This is a genomic window from Sinomonas soli (genome assembly GCF_054782415.1).
This window is the reverse complement of sequence record NZ_BAAGSN010000003.1, coordinates 352,621-372,526: the sequence shown is the minus strand read 5'-3', so window position 1 is coordinate 372,526 and position 19,906 is coordinate 352,621. Positions and strand designations below refer to the sequence as shown.

Below are 19,906 nucleotides of genomic sequence, written 5' to 3'. Positions count from 1 at the left end.
CCACCATCCCCCAGACAAGGAGGCCCCCGACGGTGCATTCCGGCCTGTCCGCGATCCTGCTCGCCCTCACGCCCCGCACGGCGTCCAGCCCCTCCCCGACGCCGACCCCGGCTCCGACCACCGACAGCCCGAGCCCCGTCCCGATCACGGCGGCCCAGCTGGACAGCGCCGTGACCACGTTCAACCAGACCCTCCTCCAGATCGCGATCGCCGTCGGCATCGGCCTCGTGGTCTGGCTCGTGGCGACGTACCTGATCCGGCAGATCGTCAAGCGCATCCTCGCCGGCAGGACGCTCACGCAGCGGCGCATCTTCCGGTGGGCGGCTCCCGCGCTGAGGGCGCTCGACTCGGAGCGCAGGGCGCAGCGCGCGCAGACGATCGGCTCCCTCCTCAATTCGGTCGTCGCCGTGGTCATCACCACGATCGTCGGCATGTACGTCCTGCGGGCGCTCGGTGTCGATCTGGCCCCGGTGCTGACCAGCGTCGGGATCCTCGGCGTCGCCGTCGGCTTCGGCGCCCAGCAGCTCATCCGCGACTTCCTCGCAGGGATCTTCATCACGCTCGAGGACCAGTACGGGATCGGCGACTTCATCGAGACGGGTGCGGGAGAGGTGGCCGGCACGGTCGAGTCGGTGGGCCTGCGCATCACGCGGGTGCGGGCCGAGGACGGCACGATCTGGTACCTGCGCAATGGCGAGATCCTGCGCCTGGGCAACCGGTCCCAGGGCACCTACCTGCCGCCCGCCGTGGACGCCCCTGCATCCGTCCCCACGGCCGGCACGACCGGCACCGCCGGCGCGACCGGCGGGGGCCACGCCGCGGGAGGTACGGACCCCTCGCACGAGGGCAAGGGCGCGCTCGGCCAGGCGGCGGGCGAACAGTACGGCAACGGAGGGCAGAGGTCCCATGAGTGAGATGACAACACCGGGCGTGCCGGGCGGACCGCGCGGGAACCAGCCGGACCTCCTGCGCGGCTCGGGCGCGGGCGCCTCCTTCTACGACCTCGTGGGCGGCCACGAGACGTTCGTCAAGCTGGTGGACACCTTCTACGAGGGCGTGGCCGAGGATCCGCTCCTGCGCCCCATGTATCCCGAAGAGGACCTCGGTCCGGCCCGGCGCCGCCTGACCATGTTCCTCGAGCAGTACTGGGGAGGGCCGGGTACCTACAGCGCCGAGCGCGGGCACCCGCGCCTGCGGATGCGGCACGTGCCGTTCAAGGTCAATCCCGAGGCGCGCGACCGGTGGCTCCACCACATGCGGGCGGGCGTGGATGCGCTCGGCCTCGCCCCCGTGTACGAGGCCACGCTGTGGGACTACCTCGAGCGGGCCGCGCACTCGCTCGTGAACACCTTCGACGACTGAGCGGCGCCCGCGCCGACGGACCCGCCGCGGTATCCCCGTCGCCCGGAGGCTAGCCGCCCTGCAGGACGGGGGCGCGCCGGCACAGCACGTGTCCCCGGCTCGAGGACAGCCGGGACCACGGACCGCAGGAGAACCGCTGCAGGTCCTCCCCCGGCGTGATGAAGCCGAGCATGTGGGCCGCGAAGGCTGCCCCTGCCGGGAGGGCCGGGCACGGCCCGAGGTCCCGTCCCCACACGGCTGCACGCACGCCCTGCACCACCGCCGCGCCAGGCTGGTCCGGGACGGCACCGACGACCTCGGCGATGCCCGCCGCGGCGGCGGCCCGCACTGCCTCTGCGTCGACCTCGCCCTCGGGGATCCAGGGCCCGCGCGGCGGCGTGACCGCGGCCCAGGGCGCGCGCGTCTGCGCGGGCGGAAGCTCGAGTTCGGTCCCCGAGGCGCCGAGGCGTGCGAGCCGGTCGAACACCGAGGCCATCGTCACGGTCACGTCGGCCTGGGCCGGCGTGGCGAGGCCGGCAGTCCGGAGCCCCAGGACCGTCGGGACGGGCTCTCCGAGGGCCCGCGGGCCCATGACGAGCACGTAGGCGGCCAGCACGCTGCCAACGGCCTGGAGCCGTACGGCGCCGTCCTCGATGGCGCGCGCCCGGGAGAGGAAGACCCGCAGGTCCTCGACCGCGTGCGGATCCCCGAGGTCCAGCACCGTGTCCGGGCCCGCCGCCCTCACGGCTGCCCCGCCTCGGCCGGAAGCGGCGGGCGGCGGCGGAAGGGCACGTCGGGGCCGGCGAAGTGGGCGAATTCCGAGCGCATCGCCTCGGGCAGCCGCACCGGCCGGCCGGTCGACCGGCTCACGAGCACCATCGACGTCGAGCAGTTGGCGCACACGGCCCCGTCCTCGGGATCGACCACGGCATAGCCGAGGTCGAAGCTCGATCCGCCGACCCTTGTCACCCAGAGGTCCACGGCCACCGGCTCGCGGCGGTACATGAGCGGAGCGAGGTACTCGATCTCGTGCCGGCCCACCAGGGTGAAGTTCTCCGCCGTCACCAGGTCCGCGAGCGTCTGGGCGCCGTCCTCGCGGTCCGCACTCCTGAGCGGCTCGCGGAGCCAGTGGACACGGGCATCCTCGAGGAACTGGAGGAACCGCACGTTGTTCACGTGGCCGTAGGAGTCGACGTCGCCGAAGCGCAGCTGGAGGGGGAACCGGTAGGCGGAGGGCATGGACCCATCTTCGCACCAGCGCAGGAGGCCCTCCGCCCCCGCTGGCTGGCAGCGGGCTGGCCGGTGCGTCTAATGTCGTGCCATGACGTCACCCGCGCGCCGTTCCGGGCCCACCGGAACCCTGCTGACCCTTCTGGACCTCGACGATCTGGGAGGTGCCCGCACCGACGAAGACGTCTTCGTCGGCCCGAGCGAGCGGCAGCCGCGGCACCGGGTCTTCGGCGGACAGGTCCTCGCGCAGAGCCTGGTGGCCGCGTCGCGCACGGTCACCGGGGATCGCCCCGTCCACTCGATGCACGCCTACTTCCTGCGCCCGGGCGACGCGGACAAGTCCATCACGTTCGGGGTCGAGCGCCTGCGGGACGGGCGCTCCTTCTCGGCGCGGCAGGTGCACGCCTACCAGGACGGCAACCCGATCCTGTCGATGATCGCCTCGTTCCAGGAGGAGTCGGAGGGCGTCGAGCACCAGTCGGCCATGCCCGAGGGGATCCCCGACCCCGAGTCGCTGCCGAGCACTGCAGACCTCCTGGGGGAGATCGACCACCCGGTGGCGCAGTACTGGGCCTTCGACCGCCCGTTCGACGTCCGGCACGTGGACCCGGCGATCTACATCTCGACCTCGGGCCCGCATGTCGCCCGGAATGCGGTCTGGATGAAGACCATCGAGCCGATGCCCGACGACGGCATGCTCCACCGCGCGGCACTGGCGTTCGCGAGCGACTACACGCTGCTGGAGCCGGTCCTGCGGCGCCACGGCCTCTCATGGATCACCCCCGGGATGAGCGTCGCGAGCCTCGACCACGCCATGTGGTGGCACCGCCCGGTCCGGGTGGACGAGTGGCTGCTCTACGTCCAGGAGTCGCCCAGCGCCCAGGGCGCCCGCGGGCTGGGCGCCGGCAAGGTGTTCAGCCGCAGCGGGGTCCATGTGGCCAGCGTTGCGCAGGAGGGCATGGTCCGCCTGCCCTATCTGGAGGGCCCGGCCTAGGGGCCACGAAGCCCTGGCACAGAAGCCCTGGCGCAGACGAAGGGGCCGGCCGTTGCGGCCGGCCCCTTCCCCTGACCAGTGCGGCCGCCGTCAGTCGCGGGTGAGCTTGCGGTGGGTGACCCGGTGGGGCTTGGCCGCGTCGGGGCCGAGGCGCTCCACCTTGTTCTGCTCGTACGACTCGAAGTTGCCCTCGAACCAGTACCAGTTCGACTCGTCCTCGTCCGTGCCCTCGTAGGCGAGGATGTGGGTGGCCACGCGGTCGAGGAACCAGCGGTCGTGGGAGACCACGACGGCGCAGCCGGGGAACTCGAGCAGCGCGTTCTCGAGGCTCGAGAGAGTCTCGACGTCGAGGTCGTTCGTGGGCTCGTCGAGCAGGAGGAGGTTTCCGCCCTGCTTGAGCGTCAGCGCGAGGTTGAGCCGGTTGCGCTCTCCGCCGGAGAGCACGCCGGCCTTCTTCTGCTGGTCAGGACCCTTGAACCCGAACGCGGAGACGTAGGCGCGCGAGGGCATCTCGACCTGGCCGACCTGGATGTGGTCTAGCCCGTCGGAGACGACCTCCCACAGGGTCTTGTTCGGGTCGATGCCGCCGCGGCCCTGGTCGACGTAGGAGATCTTGACCGAATCGCCGATCTTGAGCTCGCCTCCGTCGAGGGGCTCAAGGCCGACCAGCGTCTTGAAGAGCGTGGTCTTGCCGACGCCGTTGGGTCCGATGACGCCGACGATGCCGTTGCGCGGCAGGGAGAACGAGAGCCCGTCGATGAGCACACGGTCCCCGAAGCCCTTCTTGAGGTCCTTGGCCTCGATGACGAGCTGGCCAAGACGCGGGCCCGGCGGGATCTGGATCTCCTCGAAGTCGAGCTTGCGCGTGCGCTCGGCCTCGGCGGCCATCTCCTCGTAGCGGGCGAGGCGGGCCTTGGACTTCGTCTGGCGGCCCTTCGCGTTGGACCGGACCCAGTCGAGCTCCTCGGAGAGGCGCTTGGCGAGCTTCGCGTCCTTCTTGCCCTGGACTTCGAGGCGGGCCCGCTTCTTCTCGAGGTAGGTCGAGTAGTTGCCCTCGTAGGGGTAGAGCCGGCCGCGGTCCACCTCGCAGATCCACTGGGCGACGTGGTCGAGGAAGTAGCGGTCGTGGGTCACCGCGAGCACGGCCCCGGGGTAGTCGGAGAGGTGCTGCTCGAGCCAGAGGACGCTCTCGGCGTCGAGGTGGTTGGTCGGCTCGTCGAGCAGCAGGAGGTCCGGCTTCTGCAGCAGAAGCTTGCACAGCGCGACGCGCCTGCGCTCACCGCCCGAGAGGACCTTCACGTCGGCGTCCGGCGGCGGGCACCGCAGGGCGTCCATGGCCTGTTCGAGCTGGGAGTCGAGGTCCCAGGCGTCCGCGGCGTCGATGGCCTCCTGGAGCTTGCCCATCTCCTCGAGCAGCGCGTCGTAGTCGGCGTCGGGGTTCGCCATCTCCTCGGAGATCTGGTTGAAGCGCTGGATCTTGCCGTAGATCTCGCCGACGCCCTCCTGCACGTTCCCGAGGACCGTCTTGTCCTCGTTCAGCGGCGGCTCCTGGAGGAGGATGCCGACGCTGTAGCCCGGGGAGAGCCGGGCCTCGCCGTTCGACGGGGTATCGAGGCCCGCCATGATCTTGAGGATGGTCGACTTGCCGGCACCGTTCGGCCCCACGACGCCGATCTTGGCTCCGGGGAAGAACGACATGCTCACGTCGTCGAGGATGACCTTGTCCCCTACGGCTTTGCGGGCCTTGGTCATGGTGTAGATGAATTCCGCCATGGCCTTAAATCTAGTGCTTCGCGCGGATGATCACACATCCGGGCACCGCCGGCGGGGAGCCCGTCCGGCCAGCCGTTGGGGCTCCCCTGCCCGCGTCCGCCTGCTCACGCGGACATGAGCCGCTCCCCGGGGCCAGCGTCCGCGCCGCCCTCGGCCCCGTCGCGTCCCTCCGGACCCGCTCCCCCGTAGTCCTCCGCGGACTCGTGTCCGGAGGGGTAGGCATCCTCGTCGTCGAGGTCGGGCGGCGCCCCGAGGAAGGGCTCCTCGGCCGGCCCGGCGGCGGCGACCTCCCCGGTGACCGGGTCGACGACGCCGACCCCGTCCACGGCCTCGGCGGCCCGCGCGAGCGGCGTGGGCTCGTCCCGTCGGCGGTTCCACCGGCCCATGCCGAGGGCGAGGTCGTGGCCGACGGAAGCGGCGATGATGTCCGCCTCAGTGCCCGGTGTCCCGTCGGCGCGTTCGAAGTTCCTGATCTGCAGGCGCCCCATGACGATCAGCCGGTGGCCCTTGCGGACGCTGTCGGCGACGTTCTCCGCCATGGGCCCGTAGCACTGGATGTTGTACCAGCTCGTGTGGTTGTCGACCCACGACTGGCGCTCGCGGTCGAACCGCCGGTCGTTCACGGACATCCGGAACCGGCAGTACGGCGTGTTGTGCCGGGTGAGTCCGACCGTCGGCTCGGTGCCGACCCAGCCGCGCAGGGTGATCGTGTCGTTCATCAGAAGACCTCCAAGTCCGGGCCCTGCGGTATGGAGGGCCCGGAACCAGCCTCTCGGCGGGCCGGGTGCGGCAGAAGCGCGTCCGGCGCGTATGTGGACGGCGCCACCGAGGCGGGGGGTGTGGAGGAGAAGAGGACGGCGTGCGACAGTGCCGGGCGGTGCGGGATAGACTTTCACAGGCCCGCCCCAGTAGCTCAGAGGATAGAGCAGGAGCCTTCTAATCTCTTGGTCGGGGGTTCGATTCCCTCCTGGGGCGCTCCGCGGTGTCCCGGGCCCTTTCCGCCGAGCCCCGGCCGACATCCAGGGCACCCCCGGTCCGCGCGCCGGGGGTGCCCGCCGGTCTCGGCCTAGTCCGCGGACCTGTTCCGGCCGGGTCCCTCGGCGCGGAAGTCGAGCGAGAGCCGGAACCGGCGGGCATCGAGTCGGTACTGCGGCAGTTCCACGGGCCCGCACGCGCCGGTACCAAGGCCGTGGTGCTCCGCGTCGAGGGTGACCCACAGCCAGTCGGGGTCGGGCACCAGGTCCGTCGGGTGGGCCGCCGCATCGAGGGCCTCGCTGGTCCAGCGGCGGCCCGTGAAGATGAACGGGTCACCCGTGATGGTCAGCCCCGCCCCTCCCCCGGAGAGCGCTGCGCGGCGCACCCCGCGCCGGGCGCCGTTCTCCTGCGGCCGGACGCAGGGCTCCTGGAGCTCTGCGACGTCCACGGAGAAGCTGCCCTGGCGGACCGCTGCCAGCGCGTCCGGATACGACTCCCCGGGCCCCAGCCCGAGCCATTCGACGCGGTCCAGCGCGGCGGGGACGGCAAGGCGCACCCCCAGGCGCGGCACCGGGACCTGCCAGGCGCCCAGAGGCGAGCCGACGACGTCCAGGTGCAGCCCGCCGTCGTGCGCGTGCCAGCGGTACTCGACCTCGTAGCCCACGTCGCTGCCCGCGGGCATGACGTGCGAGACGACGCTCAGGGCCCCTTCCTCCTCGGCGACCGAGACGGTCCGGTGCCGGAGCCGGTCGAGGCCCAGCGCACGCCAGGCGGCGGCCGGAGCCGACCCGGGGGCCCGTTCGTCGTTGTCGGTGGGCGCACGCCACAGGTCCAGCCGGGGCCCGACCATCGGGAGCCCTGCCAGCAGGGTCAGCCTCCCCGCGGCGTCGAAGCGGCCCGGGCCGAGGTCCCAGCCGCCGGCCGCGCGGGGACGGCAGGGCGCGTCCCCAGCGGGCCTGCTCGGACCGCGGGACGCTTCCGCTGGCCGGTCCAGCCGGGCCTGGGCGAACGCGACCTCGTGCCCGGCGCCGGCCCACGGGGCGGACTCCGCCAGGTGCGCGGACACGGTGAGCCACCGCTCGCTGCCCGGGAGCGGACCCGGGGGCGCGGCGGCAGCCGGCAGCGGGACCTCGGCACAGCCTCCCGGCTCCAGCGCGGGGACCTCGAGGAGGCCCGAGGCGACCGCGGCGCCGTCGTCCTCGATGCGCCACCGGAACGCGAGGTGGGAGGTGTCCCGGTGGGCCAGGCGCGAGCGGACGCGCACGCTGCCGGGGCCCGGCTCGAGCACGAGGGGCGCGTAGGCCACGGCAAGCTCGCTGAGCCCGGACGAAGGACGACGGTCTGGGAAGAGGAGGCCATCCGCGACGAAGTTGCCATCGTGGACGTCCTCGCCGAAGTCGCCGCCGTAGGCGAAGAACTCCCGGCCCGCGCCGTGCCCCGCCGAAACGCGCTGGGCGATGCCGTGGTCGATCCACTCCCAGACGAAGCCGCCGGCGATCCTGGGGTACGCGTCGAACAGCGCGGCGTACTCGGCGAGGCCGCCGGGCCCCGTGCCCATCGCGTGGGCGTACTCGCACAGGACGAACGGCAGGGCCCGCCGGTGCGCGTCCGCTGCCCGGTCCGCCGCAGGCGGTTCCTCGCCGCGGCCGATGAGCTCCGTCTCGGCGTGGTCGGCGTACATGCGGGAGTACACGTCGACGTAGGCGCTGTCCCAGTCGCCCTCGTAGTGGATGAACCGCTCCGGGTCGCGCTGCCGGGTCCATGCGGCCATCGACTCGAGGTTGGCCCCGCGCCCGGATTCGTTGCCCAGGGACCAGCCGATGACGCAGGGGTGGTTCTTATCGCGCTCGACGGTGCGGGCCATGCGGTCCAGGAACGCCTCGCGCCAGCCGGCCTCCCCGCTCGGGTTCCGGTGCCAGCCGACCTTCTCGAAGCCGTGCGTCTCGAGGTCGCATTCGTCGAGGACCCACAGGCCGTATTCGTCGCACAGGGCGAGGAAGCGGGCATCCGGTGGATAGTGGCTCGTGCGCACGGCGTTGACGTTGTGCCGCTTCATGAGCTCGATGTCCGTGCGCATCGTGTCGAGGTCGAGCGCACGGCCCGTGCGCGGATGCCACTCATGCCGGTTCACGCCCCGCAGCGCGAGCGGGGCGCCGTTGACGGTGAGGGTCGCGTCCGCGATGGCGACCGTGCGGAAGCCGACGGCGATCCTGGCGGTCTCCCCCGGCGTCGAGACCGTCCCGCGGTACAGCCTGGGCGTCTCCGCGCTCCACGGCTCGACGTCCGGCACCACGAGCGGCTCGTTCACCGGAGCGTCGATGCCCAGGCCGGGGATCCGCACGACGGCGCCGGAGGGGCCCTCGACGAGGAGCCGGCCCTCGCGGGTCGCGGCGTCGAAGCCGGCGTGGACGAACAGATCCTCGATCCCGTCCACGGGCCGGTGGAGGAGGGTGACCGGGCGGAAGATGCCCGAGAGCCACCACATGTCCTGGTCCTCGAGGTACGAGCCGGCAGACCACTGGTGGACCCGCACGGCGATCAGGTTGCCCGTGGGGCGCACGCTCGCGGTGACGTCGAACTCGTGCGTGAGCCGTGAGCCCACCGCATCACCGATCCGGTCCCCGTTGAGGTAGACCTCGAAGGCCGAGTCCACGCCCTCGAAACGGATGACCCAGCGGCCGCCTGCGGGGGCGGCGGGCAGGTCGAAGCTGCGGCGGTATTCCCCCGTCGGGTTCTCGTCCGGCACGTCGGGCGGGTCCAGGGGGAACGGGTACGTGACGTTCGTGTACGCCGGGGCCGAATACCGGGGCGGCCCGGGAACGCCCTCAAGCTGCCAGCAGTGCGGGACGCGCACCCGGTCCCAGGCGCGGTCGTCGAAGCCTGCCGTCTCGAAGCCCGCGGTGCCCGCGGCGGTGGGAGAACAGCGGAAGGCCCAGTCGCCGTCGAGCGGCAGACGGGCGGCGTCGGTGTCCAGGTGCGCGCGCGGCGCCAGCGCGCCGTGGTGCGGAGCCGTGTCGGAGAACCATGCGTGCCGCTGCCTCGCGGCGGTCATGGGGTCCTGCTGCGGGAGGGGATCAGCGGGGCGAAGAGGACCCGGGTCTTCCAGTCCCACAGCACCATGTAGGCGACGAAGGCCACACTCAGCACGATCGCCACGCCTCGCACCGCCGCGAGCGGGATCCACTCGAACACGTCGAGCTGGTCGGTGATGGCGATGACGGTGAAGAACATGGTCACGAGGTAGTAGGTGAGCAGCGGCCAGCCCTTCCGCACGCCGACGAGGGCGAACAGCGCCATGAGCCACGTGATGTACCAGGGCTGGATCATCGATGCGGTCATGACCACCGCGGTGAAGGCGAGGGCCATGCGGAGGAACACCTCCGCGCTCCGGCCCCGCACGATGAACCACAGGGCGATGACCGCCCCCACGATCGTCCCGACGCGCTTGATGAGGCCGGCGACCAGGTCCGGGTCCCCGCCGGCGAGCTGGGTGGCCCAGCCGGCGACGACCGAGAGCAGGCCGAAGGGCGCGTACCAGATCCACAGTGTGCCGGGCGTGGCCATCGCCGGGACCCACCCGAACCAGAGGCCGGAGGCGGCGCCGGCGGCGGCGAGCAGCGCCAGGGCGATCGCCGCGGTCGCGGCCCAGTACCCGATGCGCCGGCCCCAGCCGGCGTCCCTCCCGGCCCACATGAGGCCGAGGAAGGGCAGTGCGAGGATGGTGATCGGCTTGATGAGGATGGATACCGTCACGATGAGGACCGCGAGCACGTGCCGGCCCCGCACGGATGCGAGGAGCCCGAGCAGCAGCAGGCCGAGCATGAGCGCGTCGTTGTGGATGCTGGCGACAAAGTTGATGACGAACAGCGGGTTGACCACGGTCAGCCACAGCGTCTTGGACGCCCCGAGTCCGAAGTGCTCGGCGAGGCCGATCACGGCGACGGCGCACAGGGCCACGCCGCCGACGGCCACGAGGCGGAACAGCGCGATCGCCACCTCGAGGTTCCCGCCGCTGAGCCAGACGATGCCCTGCTCGATCCACAGGAACAGCGGCCCATAGGGCGTCGGCGCCTCGGTCCACAGCGAGTCGGGTCCGAGGTTGTGGTAGTTGTTCAGCGCGGAGATGCCGTTCACGTACGGATCGAGCCCAGCCGCCATCAGCCGGCCCTGGCCGATGTAGGCGTACACGTCACGGCTCAGCAGCGGAAAGGTGAGCATGAACGGAGCGCACCAGAGCGCGGCAATCCGGACGGCCACGCGGGGGTGCACCTCCGACCAGTCCCCCACGCGCTGCCCGAGGCGCAGCCATGCCCGAACGAGCAGGAGGCCGCCGGAGGCGACGAGGACCGTGCACAGCACCACGAGGACGGGGTTGTCCCGCAGGAGGATGAAGAACGGAACGCGGATGAGCGAGGACCCGTTCGCCATCCAGCCCACGCCCAAGCCGCCCACGGCCATGGCGAGCGCGGAGGCCGCCCCCTGCCACACGGCAATGCGGCCGTCGCCCGGAAGCCCGGCGATGGTGCCCGCGGCACGGGGGACGCTCAGGCTGCCGCCTGCCGGAGGCTGAGGCATCAAGGTCCCTACTGTCTCGGAAGCGCTGGCTCGGAAGCGCTGTCTCTCAAACGCCGGACGGAGGCCGCCCGCTGGGCGCCGTCCCCGTCGGCATGACGTCCTCCCGATGCTACCAGCCGGCCGCCGCTGCCCCGGCGGCGCAGGGGCCCGCTGGTAGACTTGCGGGCGGTCGCGAGCCCCCGTGCGGCCCGCCGGTCCGTAGCGAGGAGAACAGCCATTTCCATCCAGCCTGCCCGCCCCGCGGACAAGAGCCAGCCTGCGGACGAGAGCCGCGCCGCCCAGCCCCGCCGCGTCACCGCGTGGCTCCTCTCCCCCGCCGGCCTGCTGACCGGCTACCTCGCCGTCCACCTCGGCTACCTGGCCTACCTCTCCATCTTCGTCTTCCAGGGGCAGGCGTTCAGCGACACGAACATCTACCGCGCCTGGGCCGCGGACGGCTTCCCGCAGAACGTGCAGCCCTCGCCGTGGGTCTACCCGATGGTCGGGCTCCTCCCCATCTGGATCTCTGGGCTGGCCGGTCCGGGCCCGTTCCTCATCCTGTGGGTCGTGCTCACCTCGCTGCTCAACGGTGCCGCGCTCGGAATCCTCAGCGGCTGGGGCAGGAAGGCCGAAGGCGTCCGCGCCGGGTGGTGGTGGCTCGTGTTCATCGCCCTCATGGGCCTGCTGGGCTTCGCCAGGGTCGACGGCGTGACCGCGCCGATCGTGCTCATGGGCCTGAGCCTCGGCGTCGCCAGCCCGTTCGCCGCCTCGGCCATCCTCGCCTTCGCCACGTGGATGAAGATCTGGCCCGCCGCCGCCCTCCTGCCGCTCTTCGCCGTCGTCAGGGACCGCTGGAAGGTCATCGTCGGCGCCGCACTCGTCACGGCCGGGGTGGTCGCGGCCGCCGCGGCCCTCGGCGTGCTCGGCCACCTGCTCGACTTCCTCACCACCCAGGGCTCACGCGGCATGCAGCTCGAGGCCACGTTCACCACGCCGTGGCTGTGGATGTCGGTCCTCCGACTCGGTGGCGCGCACATGTACATGAACACCGAGATCAACTCGATGCAGGTGGACGGCCCCGGATCGACGGTGGCATCCGCCCTCATGCAGCCGCTGTTCGTCCTGGTCGCCGCCGCCATCGCGGGAACCATCTTCTGGGCCCTCCACGAGGGGAAGAAGCGCGGGCACGAGGACCGCTCGGAGCTCCTGCTCGCCGGGGCCCTCGCGATGGTGAGCGCGTTCATCGTGTTCAACAAGGTCGGCTCGCCGCAGTTCATGGTCTGGCTCGGCCCCGTCGTGGCGCTCGGCATCGCCCAGGACCGCGCCGCCTGGCGGGTCCCGGCGCGGCTCCTGCTCGGCATCGCGGTCGCCACGTACTTCATCTACCCGCTGTTCTACGACGCGCTCAGCCACAACAACCCGCTCATGGCCGTGGTCCTCACCGTGCGGAACGTGCTGCTCGTGATCCTGTTCGTGTGGTCCGCGATCCGCCTCGTGCGGCTCGGACGGCGCGGCGCGCCCGCCGAGCCAGAGCTCGACGCCCGCCGCTAGGACGACGACGCCCGGCCGGGGCCGACAGCGGGCCCTGCCGGCGTCGGATGGGGCCGCCGGCGGGCCCTGCTGACGTATGACGAGGCCGCCGCGGATCCTGGCTGACGGGTGCCGGCGGACAGCCCCCCGCCCGAACCCCGGCCGCGCCGGTCCGCCGAACGGTCAGGTCAGAAGGTGCTGGTCCGGCTGCTGCCCCGCTCACGTGGGCGCTCGAACACGATGCGCCGCGTCTTGGGGTCGAGCAGGACGAGATAGGCGACGAAGGCCAGGGCCACGAGCCCGGCGAGGGCATCGGGCGGAAGCGGGATGTTCACGAACCCGAACACGTGCAGCTGGTCCTGGGCGCCGAACACCACGAAGAACACGACGGTCAGGTACCACAGCTTCACCTGCCAGTCGTCGCGGACCCCGGTCACCGCCAGGAACGGGAAGAACCACAGGACGTACCACGGCTGGATGATGGGGCCGAGGACCACGATGGCCATGAAGGCGAGGCCGAGCCGGCGCACCACCTGCCGGTCGTCGCCGCGGAAGATGAGCCAGACGGCGGCCGCGATGCCCGCCCATTTGAGGATGCCCCGGTAGACCTCGGCGGCATGGCCGCCGTCGAGGCCCATCGCGCCGAGCACGGCGGCCACGATGTTGCTCGTGAAGCCGGACGGCGTGTAGGCGATGAACCCGGGCGTGGGGTCGACGATCGCGTTCACCCACCCGAATCCGAGGCCGTACACGAGCGAGCTCACGGCGAACAGGCCCAGGCAGATGAGGCCCGTGCCGGTCCAGCAGAGGAACTTGCGCGGCCACGAGGCCCGGGGACCGGCCCAGAGGAGGCCGATGAACGGCAGGACGACGGCGGTGATCGGCTTGACCCCGATGGAGAGGGTCGTCAGGACGATCCCCGCCAGCCAGTTGCCGCGCGCCGCGTAGTAGACGCCGGCCACGGCGAAGCCGATCATGAGCGCCTCGTTGTGGGCGCTCGCGATGCAGGAGATGAGGAAGAGCGGGTTCGCCACGGTCAGCCACACGGCCCGCGCGCCGTCCACCCCGTGGAGCTCCGCGAGCCGGTAGCCGTAGTACGCGCACAGTGCCACCCCGCCGAGGGCGAGGACCCGGAACAGCAGGACGGAGAGGTCCGGCTGGCCCCCGGTGAGCTGCACGATCCAGCGTTCGAACCAGAGGAAGTAGGGCCCGTAGGGGGTGCGGGTGGAGGCCCAGGAGGGGTCCGTGCCGAGCTCGAGCCAGTTGTTCAGGCTCGAGATTCCGGTGTCGTAGGGGTTCAGCCCGGCGGCCATGAGCCTGCCCTGCCCCACGTAGGCATAGACGTCCCGCGAGTAGATGGGCACCGCGGCCGCGAGCGGAAGCCCCCAGAGCAGGACGGCCGCCACGGTGGGCCGGATCGTCCCGGGCCCCCAGTGGCGCAGCCGCTGTCCGAGCCTCAGCCAGGACCGGGTGAGGAGCATGGCCCCGATCACGAGCGCGATGATGCAGGCCGTGACGCCCCACGTCTCGGTGCGCAGCATGATGAAGAGCGCAGTGCGGTTGAACTGGGAGGCGTCTGCGAGCCAGCCGACCCCGAAGGATCCGACCACGATCAGCAGGGAGCCGACGAAGCCCTGGCCCAGCGCCCAGTGCGGGGGCTGGTTCACGCCCGCGGGGGGAACCGACGTCCACAGGGAGCCCAGCCGCTCGAGAATCCTCCCGGGCAGGGCAGGGCGCTGAGAGGACATGGGCCACCCCTTCGGTCGGTGCGGGAGAGGCTCATTCTAGCATCGGCGCCCTCGGCCGGCCCGTCGGGAACCGGGGTCCGGCCCCGGCTGGCGGTACTCTTGGCGGGTGCCCATCAGCAACGAACACATCGTCTGGATCGACTGCGAGATGACCGGCCTCGACCCGGTCGCCGATGCCCTCATCGAGGTGGCCGTCCTCGTCACCGATTCAGAGCTCAACGTCCTCGGCGACGGAGTCGACGTCGTCATCAGGCCCTCCGACGAGGCCTTGGCCGGCATGGGCGACTTCGTCCGCGCCATGCACACCGAATCGAAGCTGCTCGACGAGCTGCCCCACGGCATGACCATGGAGGCGGCCCAGGCCGAGGTCATGGCCTACATCCGGACCTGGGTCAAGGAGCCGAACAAGGCCCAGCTCGGCGGCAACTCGGTCGGGACCGACCGGATCTTCCTGGCCCGCGACATGCCCGAGGTCGTCGAGTACCTGCACTACCGCGTCATCGACGTCTCGACCATCAAGGAGCTGGCCCGCCGCTGGTACCCGCGGGCGTACTTCCAGTCGCCCCCCAAGACCGGGAACCACCGGGCCCTCGGCGACATCCGCGACTCCATCGACGAGCTGCGCTACTACCGCGAGACGGTGTTCGTCCCCGCACCGGGTCCCGACTCCGCAGCGGCCCGCGAGGCGGCGGAGCGGATCACCTCGGGCGCGGCCGCAGCAGGAACTACCGCGAGCCCGGAGACCGCAGAAAAAAGTTAGCCGTGGGCGGCCGTTTTGGTCGTGAGCACCGCCGCGGAGCAGGTAGACTATTTCTCGTTGCTTTCACGGGGAAGGACGGCTGAGCCAGCTCGGCTTCTTCCCCGAACAGCGCACGCGGTGGGTATAGCTCAGTTGGCAGAGCGTCTGGTTGTGGTCCAGAAGGTCGCGGGTTCGAGCCCCGTTACTCACCCCGAAGAGGCCGGGTCTCCGGCCACCACGAGGCCGCCGGGGTTGTCCCCGGCGGCCTCGTTGTTGTCCCTCGCCGTCCCGTCGATCCGTGAGGGCGAAATGCCCCCGGCACAGAAGAGGAGCCGCACCGTGGCCGTCCGTCCCATCACCATCTGGGGTGAGCCTGTGCTCCACCGCCGCGCCTCCGAGGTCACGGAGTTCGACGCCGCCCTGCACGACCTCATCGAGGACATGCACGAGACGAATGAGGCCGCCCACGGCGTCGGCCTGGCCGCTCCCCAGATCGGGGTCGGCCTGCGCGTCTTCGTGTACAAGTTCACCAACGACGACGGCGTCCCGCCCCGCGGCGCGATCGTCAACCCGCGCCTGACCCTCTCCAAGATCTCGGGCGCCGCTCCGGACCCCGAGGAGGACGAGGAGGGCTGCCTCTCCTTCCCTGGCGAGGGCTACCCGCTGCAGCGCGCTGAATGGGTCAAGGTCGAGGGGTTCGACGGCGAGGGGCAGCCGCTCGAGTTCGTCGCGACAGGCTGGTTCGGCCGGGTCATGCAGCACGAGTACGACCACCTCGACGGCAGGCTCTACGTCGACCGCCTGATCGACCGCTATGCGAAGAAGGCGCGGCGGGCGGCGCGCAAGCACGGGTGGGGCGTCCCGGGCCTGAAGTGGATGCCGGGAGTCGACCCGGACCCGTTCGGCCACGACGACCACGACCATGACGTGCACGAGCACATCTGAGACGGCGGACAGGGCCGTACGCTGACGCGGAAGGGCGCCGCACCGGGTAGTGCGGCGCCCTTCGCGCATCGAGTCGGGGATCTACTGCTCGCGGATGACCCGCTGGAGGTCCTCGTCCGCCGCCCGCTGGAGCTCCTCCAGCTGGGCGACGCGCTCGGGGGTCACATCCCCGTGCGCAAGGGCCGCCTTCGCGTGGTCGACGAGCAGCTTTGCCTGCTTGGCATTGGCCTTGGCGACGTCGAGTGCGTGCTCGAGCGTGCTCTCATGCTCTGTTGCTTCCATAGGTGCATCTTGCCCCTGGGCCGGCGCCGAATCCAGCTTCCCCGCCGATTGCTACCGAGATGTTGCGAGGGTGTACTCGTCGGCCGCGGTCTGCACGGGGAACGACGGCGCGTGGTCGCCGGCCATGTCCTCGAGGACGCGGACCACCTGCGAGCTGTAGCCGAACTCGTTGTCGTACCAGACGTACAGCACGAGGTTCTTCCCGGTCGAGATCGTCGCGAGGCCGTCGACGATCCCGGCGCGGCGCGAGCCGACGAAATCGCTCGAGACGACCTCCGGCGAGTCGATGTAGTCGATCTGCTTGCGCAGGTCGGAGTGCAGCGACATCTCGCGCAGGTACGCGTTGACCTCGTCCTTGGTGGTCTCGTTCTCGAGGCTGAGGTTGAGCACCGCCATCGACACGTCCGGGGTGGGGACGCGGATCGCGTTGCCGGTGAGCTTGCCGGCCAGCTCGGGCAGGGCCTTCGCCACGGCCTTGGCGGCGCCGGTCTCGGTGATGACCATGTTGAGCCCCGCGGCGCGGCCACGGCGGTCGCCCTTGTGGAAGTTGTCGATGAGGTTCTGGTCGTTCGTGAAGGAGTGCACGGTCTCGACGTGGCCGTGGATGACCCCGTACCTGTCGTTGATGGCCTTCAGGACCGGCGTGATCGCGTTGGTCGTGCACGAGGCCGCCGTGACGATGCGGTCGTCGGCCGAGATCGAGGTGTGGTTGATCCCGTGCACGATGTTCGGCAGGTCGCCCTTGCCGGGGGCGGTCAGGAGCACACGGGCCACGCCCTTGCTCTGCAGGTGCTGGGCCAGGCCCTCTGCGTCGCGCCACTTGCCGGTGTTGTCCACGACGATCGCGTCGTTGATGCCGTACTGCGTGTAGTCGACCGTGGCCGGGCTGTCCGAGTAGATGACCCGGATGAGGGTGCCGTTGGCGAGGATCGTGCTGTTCTCCTCGTCCACCGTGATGGTGCCCTCGAAGGCGCCGTGCACGGAGTCGCGCCGCAGCAGGCTCGCGCGCTTGATGAGGTCCTTGTCGGAGCCCTTGCGGACCACGATGGCGCGCAGGCGCAGGCCCGCGCCGCCGCCGGCGTGCTCGATGAGGATGCGCGCGACCAGGCGGCCGATCCGGCCGAAGCCGTAGAGCACCACGTCGGTGCCCGTGCGGGGATCGGCGCCGTGCTTGCCCACGATCTCGGCGAGTTCGGCCCGCAGGAAGTCTTCGAGCGGGAGGGTCTGACCCTCGGCCCGGAACGCCTCGTTCAGGCGGGCGATGTCGATCGACGCCGCGCCGAGCTCCAGCGTGTCGAGCGCCTTGAGGATCGGGAGGGTCTCCTCGAGGGCGAGCTCCTCGCTGTCGATCTGGCGGGCCCAGCGGTGGGCCTTGAGCAGTCCGACCACGGACTGGTTGATGAGGCTGCGGCCGTGGACCGAGGTCACCACGTTGTTCTGGCGGTAGAGCCGGCCGATGACCGGGATCATCTCCTCCGCGGCGGCCTCGCGTCCGATCCACGTGCCGAGTGCGGTTTCCGTCGTTGTGCTCACACAGGTGCCTTTCTCTGCTTCTCGCACGCCGTCGTGCGGATGCCCGCTGTGGATGTCCAGGGGTTTGGTCAGCGGGCATGAAAAGAGCCGGTCCTGCGATCGCAGAGCCCGGCCCGTGGAGAACTTCTACGTTCTCTTCCAGTCTACGTGCGGCAGTCCGGCGGCGGGACCGGGAGCCCTGTGAAGTCACTCACAGGCTCTCGGTTCTGCCGACCGGGTGCCGGGGACGAGGACAGGCCGGCCTGTGAGCCGGGTTCTGTCTCCGCGCCCGGTTGCCCGGACGCGGGAGGCGACCATCCATCTAGGACCGCCGTTGCCGGCGGCCTCGAGCGGCCTACCCGGGCGCTCGGGCGGGCAGCCCTCGATCGCGCCCTGTCTGGCCTTGCTCCGGGTGGGGTTTACCGAGCCTCCCCGGTCGCCCGGGGAGCTGGTGGTCTCTTACACCGCCGTTTCACCCTTACCGCGGACGCGGCGCCAGGCGCCTGTCCGCGGCGGTCTGTTCTCTGTGGCACTGGCCTGCGGGTTACCCCGAGTGGGCGTTACCCACCACCCTGCCCTGCGGAGCCCGGACTTTCCTCGCGGCGCCCTGGCATACGCCAGACCGCCCCGCGGTCGCCCGGCCGACCTGTCCTCGACTTCCCAGTCTATAGGCCCGCGCTCCGCCCGCCCTCCGCCGCCGGGTACGATGCCGTGGTGCTCATCCTGCTTCCCCCCTCCGAGGGCAAGACGCCCGCGCGCTCCGGCCCCGCCGTCGACCTCGGCTCGCTGAGCTTCCCGCAGCTCGAGGTGGCCCGCAAGGAGGCCATGGAGGCGCTGGCCGAGGTGAGCGGTCGGGAAGACGCCCTCGCAGTCCTCGGGGTCGGCCCGTCGCTCGCGCACGACGTCGAGCGGAACCGCCGGCTCGCGACGGAACCGGCGGCGCCGGCCCACGGCGTCTACTCGGGCGTTCTCTACGAGGCCCTCGGCTATGCGGGCCTGACCCCGGCGCAGCGCCGCAGGGCCGACGACTGGGTCGTCGTGGTCTCCGCACTGTGGGGGGCCGTGGGCTTCGCGGACAGGGTGCCGGCGTACCGGCTGTCGATGTCGGCCTCCCTGCCCGGGCTCGGGCGGCTCGCCGGGTACTGGAGGCCGCTCCTCGCCGAGGCCCTCGCGGACCGCGCGGCCGGGGAACTCGTCGTGGACTGCCGCTCGAGCACGTACGCCGCAGCCTATGCGCCGCCGCCGGCCGGGACCGTGACGGTCGATGTGTTCAGGGAGCGGGACGGCAAGCGCAGCGTCGTGAGCCACTTCGCCAAGCACCACCGGGGCGACTTCGTCCGGCACCTGCTCACCCGCCGCGGCAAGGCGCCGGCGACTCCCGAGGCGCTGCTCGCCGTCGCCCGCGAGAAATGGGAGGCGGAGCTCCTCCCCGGGACCGCGCGCCGGCCACACTCGCTCGCGCTCGTGCTCAGGGACTGAGGCCGGAGCGGCCCCTCAGGCCCACTCGGGCGAGCGGACCAGGATGCACCCGGAGTCCGGGCAGAAGACCACGTCGTCCTCGGCGGCGTTCCGGATCGCCGCGAGGTCTCCCGGGCTCAGCGCCATGCCGGACCCCTCGGAGGTCCCGTGGAAGAGGCGCGCGGCGCCCACTCCCCGCTTGGCCAGCGTCTTCTCGTAGACCCCTACGAGTCCTGGCTCGATGCCCTGGGCATACGCGGCGCGCTCGTCGGCCGCCGCGGCCCGCTCGGCGGCGATCGATGCGAGCTGGGCGTCGAGCTCGGCCCGGAGCTCGTCGCTCGCGCCGCGGGCTTCGCCGAGGGCCTCGGCCGCGATGCCCTGCGCCGAGCGCAGCCCGTCGAGGCGTTCGAGGACCTCGAGTTCGGCGTCCTCGAGGTCGCTCTGGCGAGCGCGCAGGCCTGCGATGTCCTTCTGGAGGGCCTCGAGGTCCTTCGACAGGCCCCCCGCGTACATGCGGTCCTCGTCCCGCGCGATCCGCGTGGAGGTCTCCGAGACCTTCGCCTCGATCCCGGCGAGCTCGGCCTCGGCCTCCGCGACGGCCCGGTCGGCGTCGCGCGCCGCCGCGGAGGCCTGCTCGAGGGCCGCCTTCGCGGGGCCGAGCCGCGGGTCCGCCTCGAGGCTCCGGCGGCGCACCTCGAGGGAGCGCAGCCGGGCGTCCAGGGCCTGCAGCCCGAGAAGCTTGAGCTGTTCGGCGGCCGGGGCCTTGGGCATCGTTCCTCCTTAGGGGCCGCTGCCCTGGATGGAGTGGCGGTGGCGGCCGGTGGC

General features: G+C 71.6%; 17 protein-coding genes, 2 tRNA genes and 1 other RNA gene. 9 read left to right on the top strand and 11 right to left on the bottom strand.

What is annotated here, in order from left to right; all coding sequences use genetic code 11:
* Positions 1-158: 158 nt before the first annotated feature.
* Both ACYVKZ_RS02925 and ACYVKZ_RS02920 read left to right on the top strand, forming a co-directional pair.
* Positions 159-914, top strand: a complete 756-nt coding sequence (locus ACYVKZ_RS02925) for a mechanosensitive ion channel family protein (RefSeq protein WP_460990590.1) — start codon at positions 159-161, stop codon at positions 912-914.
* 1 nt (position 915) lies between these two features.
* A complete protein-coding gene (locus tag ACYVKZ_RS02920; RefSeq protein ID WP_460990589.1) occupies positions 916-1,362 on the top strand; it encodes a globin in 447 nt (148 codons plus the stop codon).
* Positions 1,363-1,411: 49 nt separating this feature from the next.
* On the opposite strand, the gene ACYVKZ_RS02915 is transcribed toward ACYVKZ_RS02920, so the two are convergent.
* Both ACYVKZ_RS02915 and ACYVKZ_RS02910 read right to left on the bottom strand, forming a co-directional pair.
* Positions 1,412-2,086 carry a hypothetical protein gene (locus tag ACYVKZ_RS02915; RefSeq protein ID WP_460990495.1) on the bottom strand — a complete coding sequence of 225 codons (675 nt, stop codon included), beginning with the start codon at positions 2,084-2,086 and terminating at the stop codon, positions 1,412-1,414.
* Positions 2,083-2,580 (bottom strand): acyl-CoA thioesterase, encoded by a 498-nt coding sequence (locus ACYVKZ_RS02910; protein ID WP_460990494.1) that lies wholly within the window; start codon positions 2,578-2,580, stop codon positions 2,083-2,085. The genes ACYVKZ_RS02915 and ACYVKZ_RS02910 overlap by 4 nt, the downstream gene beginning before the upstream one ends.
* A gap of 82 nt (positions 2,581-2,662) precedes the next feature.
* Here ACYVKZ_RS02910 and ACYVKZ_RS02905 point away from each other — a divergent pair, with 82 nt between their 5' ends.
* Positions 2,663-3,565 (top strand): acyl-CoA thioesterase, encoded by a 903-nt coding sequence (locus tag ACYVKZ_RS02905; protein WP_460990493.1) that lies wholly within the window; start codon positions 2,663-2,665, stop codon positions 3,563-3,565.
* 90 nt (positions 3,566-3,655) lie between these two features.
* Here ACYVKZ_RS02905 and ettA read toward each other — a convergent pair whose 3' ends face one another.
* Positions 3,656-5,338 (bottom strand): energy-dependent translational throttle protein EttA, encoded by a 1,683-nt coding sequence (gene ettA / locus ACYVKZ_RS02900; protein WP_460990492.1) that lies wholly within the window; start codon positions 5,336-5,338, stop codon positions 3,656-3,658.
* A 104-nt stretch (positions 5,339-5,442) separates the two neighbouring features.
* The gene (locus tag ACYVKZ_RS02895) at positions 5,443-6,057 is read right to left on the bottom strand and encodes a single-stranded DNA-binding protein (protein WP_460990491.1); all 615 of its coding nucleotides are present in this window, start codon (positions 6,055-6,057) and stop codon (positions 5,443-5,445) included.
* Between the two features lie 183 nt (positions 6,058-6,240).
* On the opposite strand from ACYVKZ_RS02895, the gene ACYVKZ_RS02890 reads away from it, so the two are divergent.
* Positions 6,241-6,313 (top strand) — tRNA-Arg (locus tag ACYVKZ_RS02890).
* Between the two features lie 91 nt (positions 6,314-6,404).
* Here ACYVKZ_RS02890 and ACYVKZ_RS02885 read toward each other — a convergent pair.
* Positions 6,405-9,365 carry a glycoside hydrolase family 2 TIM barrel-domain containing protein gene (locus tag ACYVKZ_RS02885; protein ID WP_460990490.1) on the bottom strand — a complete coding sequence of 987 codons (2,961 nt, stop codon included), beginning with the start codon at positions 9,363-9,365 and terminating at the stop codon, positions 6,405-6,407.
* Positions 9,362-10,888, bottom strand: a complete 1,527-nt coding sequence (gene mptB, locus ACYVKZ_RS02880; protein ID WP_460990489.1) for a polyprenol phosphomannose-dependent alpha 1,6 mannosyltransferase MptB — start codon at positions 10,886-10,888, stop codon at positions 9,362-9,364. The genes ACYVKZ_RS02885 and mptB (ACYVKZ_RS02880) overlap by 4 nt, the downstream gene beginning before the upstream one ends.
* Before the next feature lie 222 nt (positions 10,889-11,110).
* Between mptB (ACYVKZ_RS02880) and ACYVKZ_RS02875 the strand changes: the two genes are divergently transcribed.
* Positions 11,111-12,418, top strand: a complete 1,308-nt coding sequence (locus tag ACYVKZ_RS02875) for a glycosyltransferase 87 family protein (protein WP_460990588.1) — start codon at positions 11,111-11,113, stop codon at positions 12,416-12,418.
* 167 nt (positions 12,419-12,585) lie between these two features.
* On the opposite strand, the gene mptB (ACYVKZ_RS02870) is transcribed toward ACYVKZ_RS02875, so the two are convergent.
* Complete coding sequence (gene mptB / locus ACYVKZ_RS02870; protein ID WP_307008270.1) at positions 12,586-14,145, bottom strand: polyprenol phosphomannose-dependent alpha 1,6 mannosyltransferase MptB; 1,560 nt, start codon at positions 14,143-14,145, stop codon at positions 12,586-12,588.
* Between the two features lie 106 nt (positions 14,146-14,251).
* Between mptB (ACYVKZ_RS02870) and orn the strand changes: the two genes are divergently transcribed.
* From orn to def, 3 genes are all read left to right on the top strand, one after another.
* Positions 14,252-14,905: an oligoribonuclease gene (gene orn / locus ACYVKZ_RS02865; RefSeq protein ID WP_460990488.1), complete on the top strand. Its 654-nt coding sequence runs from the start codon at positions 14,252-14,254 to the stop codon at positions 14,903-14,905.
* A 117-nt stretch (positions 14,906-15,022) separates the two neighbouring features.
* Positions 15,023-15,095, top strand: a tRNA-His gene (locus ACYVKZ_RS02860).
* Between the two features lie 128 nt (positions 15,096-15,223).
* Positions 15,224-15,829 (top strand): peptide deformylase, encoded by a 606-nt coding sequence (gene def / locus ACYVKZ_RS02855; RefSeq protein WP_460990487.1) that lies wholly within the window; start codon positions 15,224-15,226, stop codon positions 15,827-15,829.
* A gap of 81 nt (positions 15,830-15,910) precedes the next feature.
* Here def and ACYVKZ_RS02850 read toward each other — a convergent pair whose 3' ends face one another.
* From ACYVKZ_RS02850 to rnpB, 3 genes are all read right to left on the bottom strand, one after another.
* Positions 15,911-16,111: a hypothetical protein gene (locus ACYVKZ_RS02850; RefSeq protein ID WP_307008266.1), complete on the bottom strand. Its 201-nt coding sequence runs from the start codon at positions 16,109-16,111 to the stop codon at positions 15,911-15,913.
* Between the two features lie 51 nt (positions 16,112-16,162).
* Entirely contained in the window at positions 16,163-17,644 is a 1,482-nt protein-coding gene (locus ACYVKZ_RS02845; protein WP_460990486.1) for a glyceraldehyde-3-phosphate dehydrogenase, read from the bottom strand.
* A 229-nt stretch (positions 17,645-17,873) separates the two neighbouring features.
* An RNA gene (gene rnpB, locus ACYVKZ_RS02840) (RNase P RNA component class A) lies at positions 17,874-18,272 on the bottom strand.
* Positions 18,273-18,337: 65 nt separating this feature from the next.
* On the opposite strand from rnpB, the gene ACYVKZ_RS02835 reads away from it, so the two are divergent.
* A complete protein-coding gene (locus tag ACYVKZ_RS02835) occupies positions 18,338-19,102 on the top strand; it encodes a YaaA family protein (protein WP_460990485.1) in 765 nt (254 codons plus the stop codon).
* Positions 19,103-19,117: 15 nt separating this feature from the next.
* Here the strand turns inward: ACYVKZ_RS02835 and ACYVKZ_RS02830 are convergent, their stop codons facing one another.
* Positions 19,118-19,852: a zinc ribbon domain-containing protein gene (locus ACYVKZ_RS02830; protein ID WP_460990484.1), complete on the bottom strand. Its 735-nt coding sequence runs from the start codon at positions 19,850-19,852 to the stop codon at positions 19,118-19,120.
* Between the last annotated feature and the right edge of the window lie 54 nt (positions 19,853-19,906).

What these genes read in the sequence shown, in the direction of transcription:
- ACYVKZ_RS02920 (WP_460990589.1), top strand. Translation starts at nt 916, where the DNA reads ATGACAACACCGGGCGTGCCGGGCGGACCGCGCGGGAACCAGCCGGAC.
- ACYVKZ_RS02910 (WP_460990494.1), bottom strand. Translation starts at nt 2,580, where the DNA reads ATGCCCTCCGCCTACCGGTTCCCCCTCCAGCTGCGCTTCGGCGACGTC.
- ACYVKZ_RS02905 (WP_460990493.1), top strand. Translation starts at nt 2,663, where the DNA reads ATGACGTCACCCGCGCGCCGTTCCGGGCCCACCGGAACCCTGCTGACC.
- ettA (WP_460990492.1), bottom strand. Translation starts at nt 5,338, where the DNA reads ATGGCGGAATTCATCTACACCATGACCAAGGCCCGCAAAGCCGTAGGG.
- ACYVKZ_RS02895 (WP_460990491.1), bottom strand. Translation starts at nt 6,057, where the DNA reads ATGAACGACACGATCACCCTGCGCGGCTGGGTCGGCACCGAGCCGACG.
- ACYVKZ_RS02885 (WP_460990490.1), bottom strand. Translation starts at nt 9,365, where the DNA reads ATGACCGCCGCGAGGCAGCGGCACGCATGGTTCTCCGACACGGCTCCG.
- mptB (WP_460990489.1), bottom strand. Translation starts at nt 10,888, where the DNA reads ATGCCTCAGCCTCCGGCAGGCGGCAGCCTGAGCGTCCCCCGTGCCGCG.
- mptB (WP_307008270.1), bottom strand. Translation starts at nt 14,145, where the DNA reads ATGTCCTCTCAGCGCCCTGCCCTGCCCGGGAGGATTCTCGAGCGGCTG.
- ACYVKZ_RS02850 (WP_307008266.1), bottom strand. Translation starts at nt 16,111, where the DNA reads ATGGAAGCAACAGAGCATGAGAGCACGCTCGAGCACGCACTCGACGTC.
- ACYVKZ_RS02830 (WP_460990484.1), bottom strand. Translation starts at nt 19,852, where the DNA reads ATGCCCAAGGCCCCGGCCGCCGAACAGCTCAAGCTTCTCGGGCTGCAG.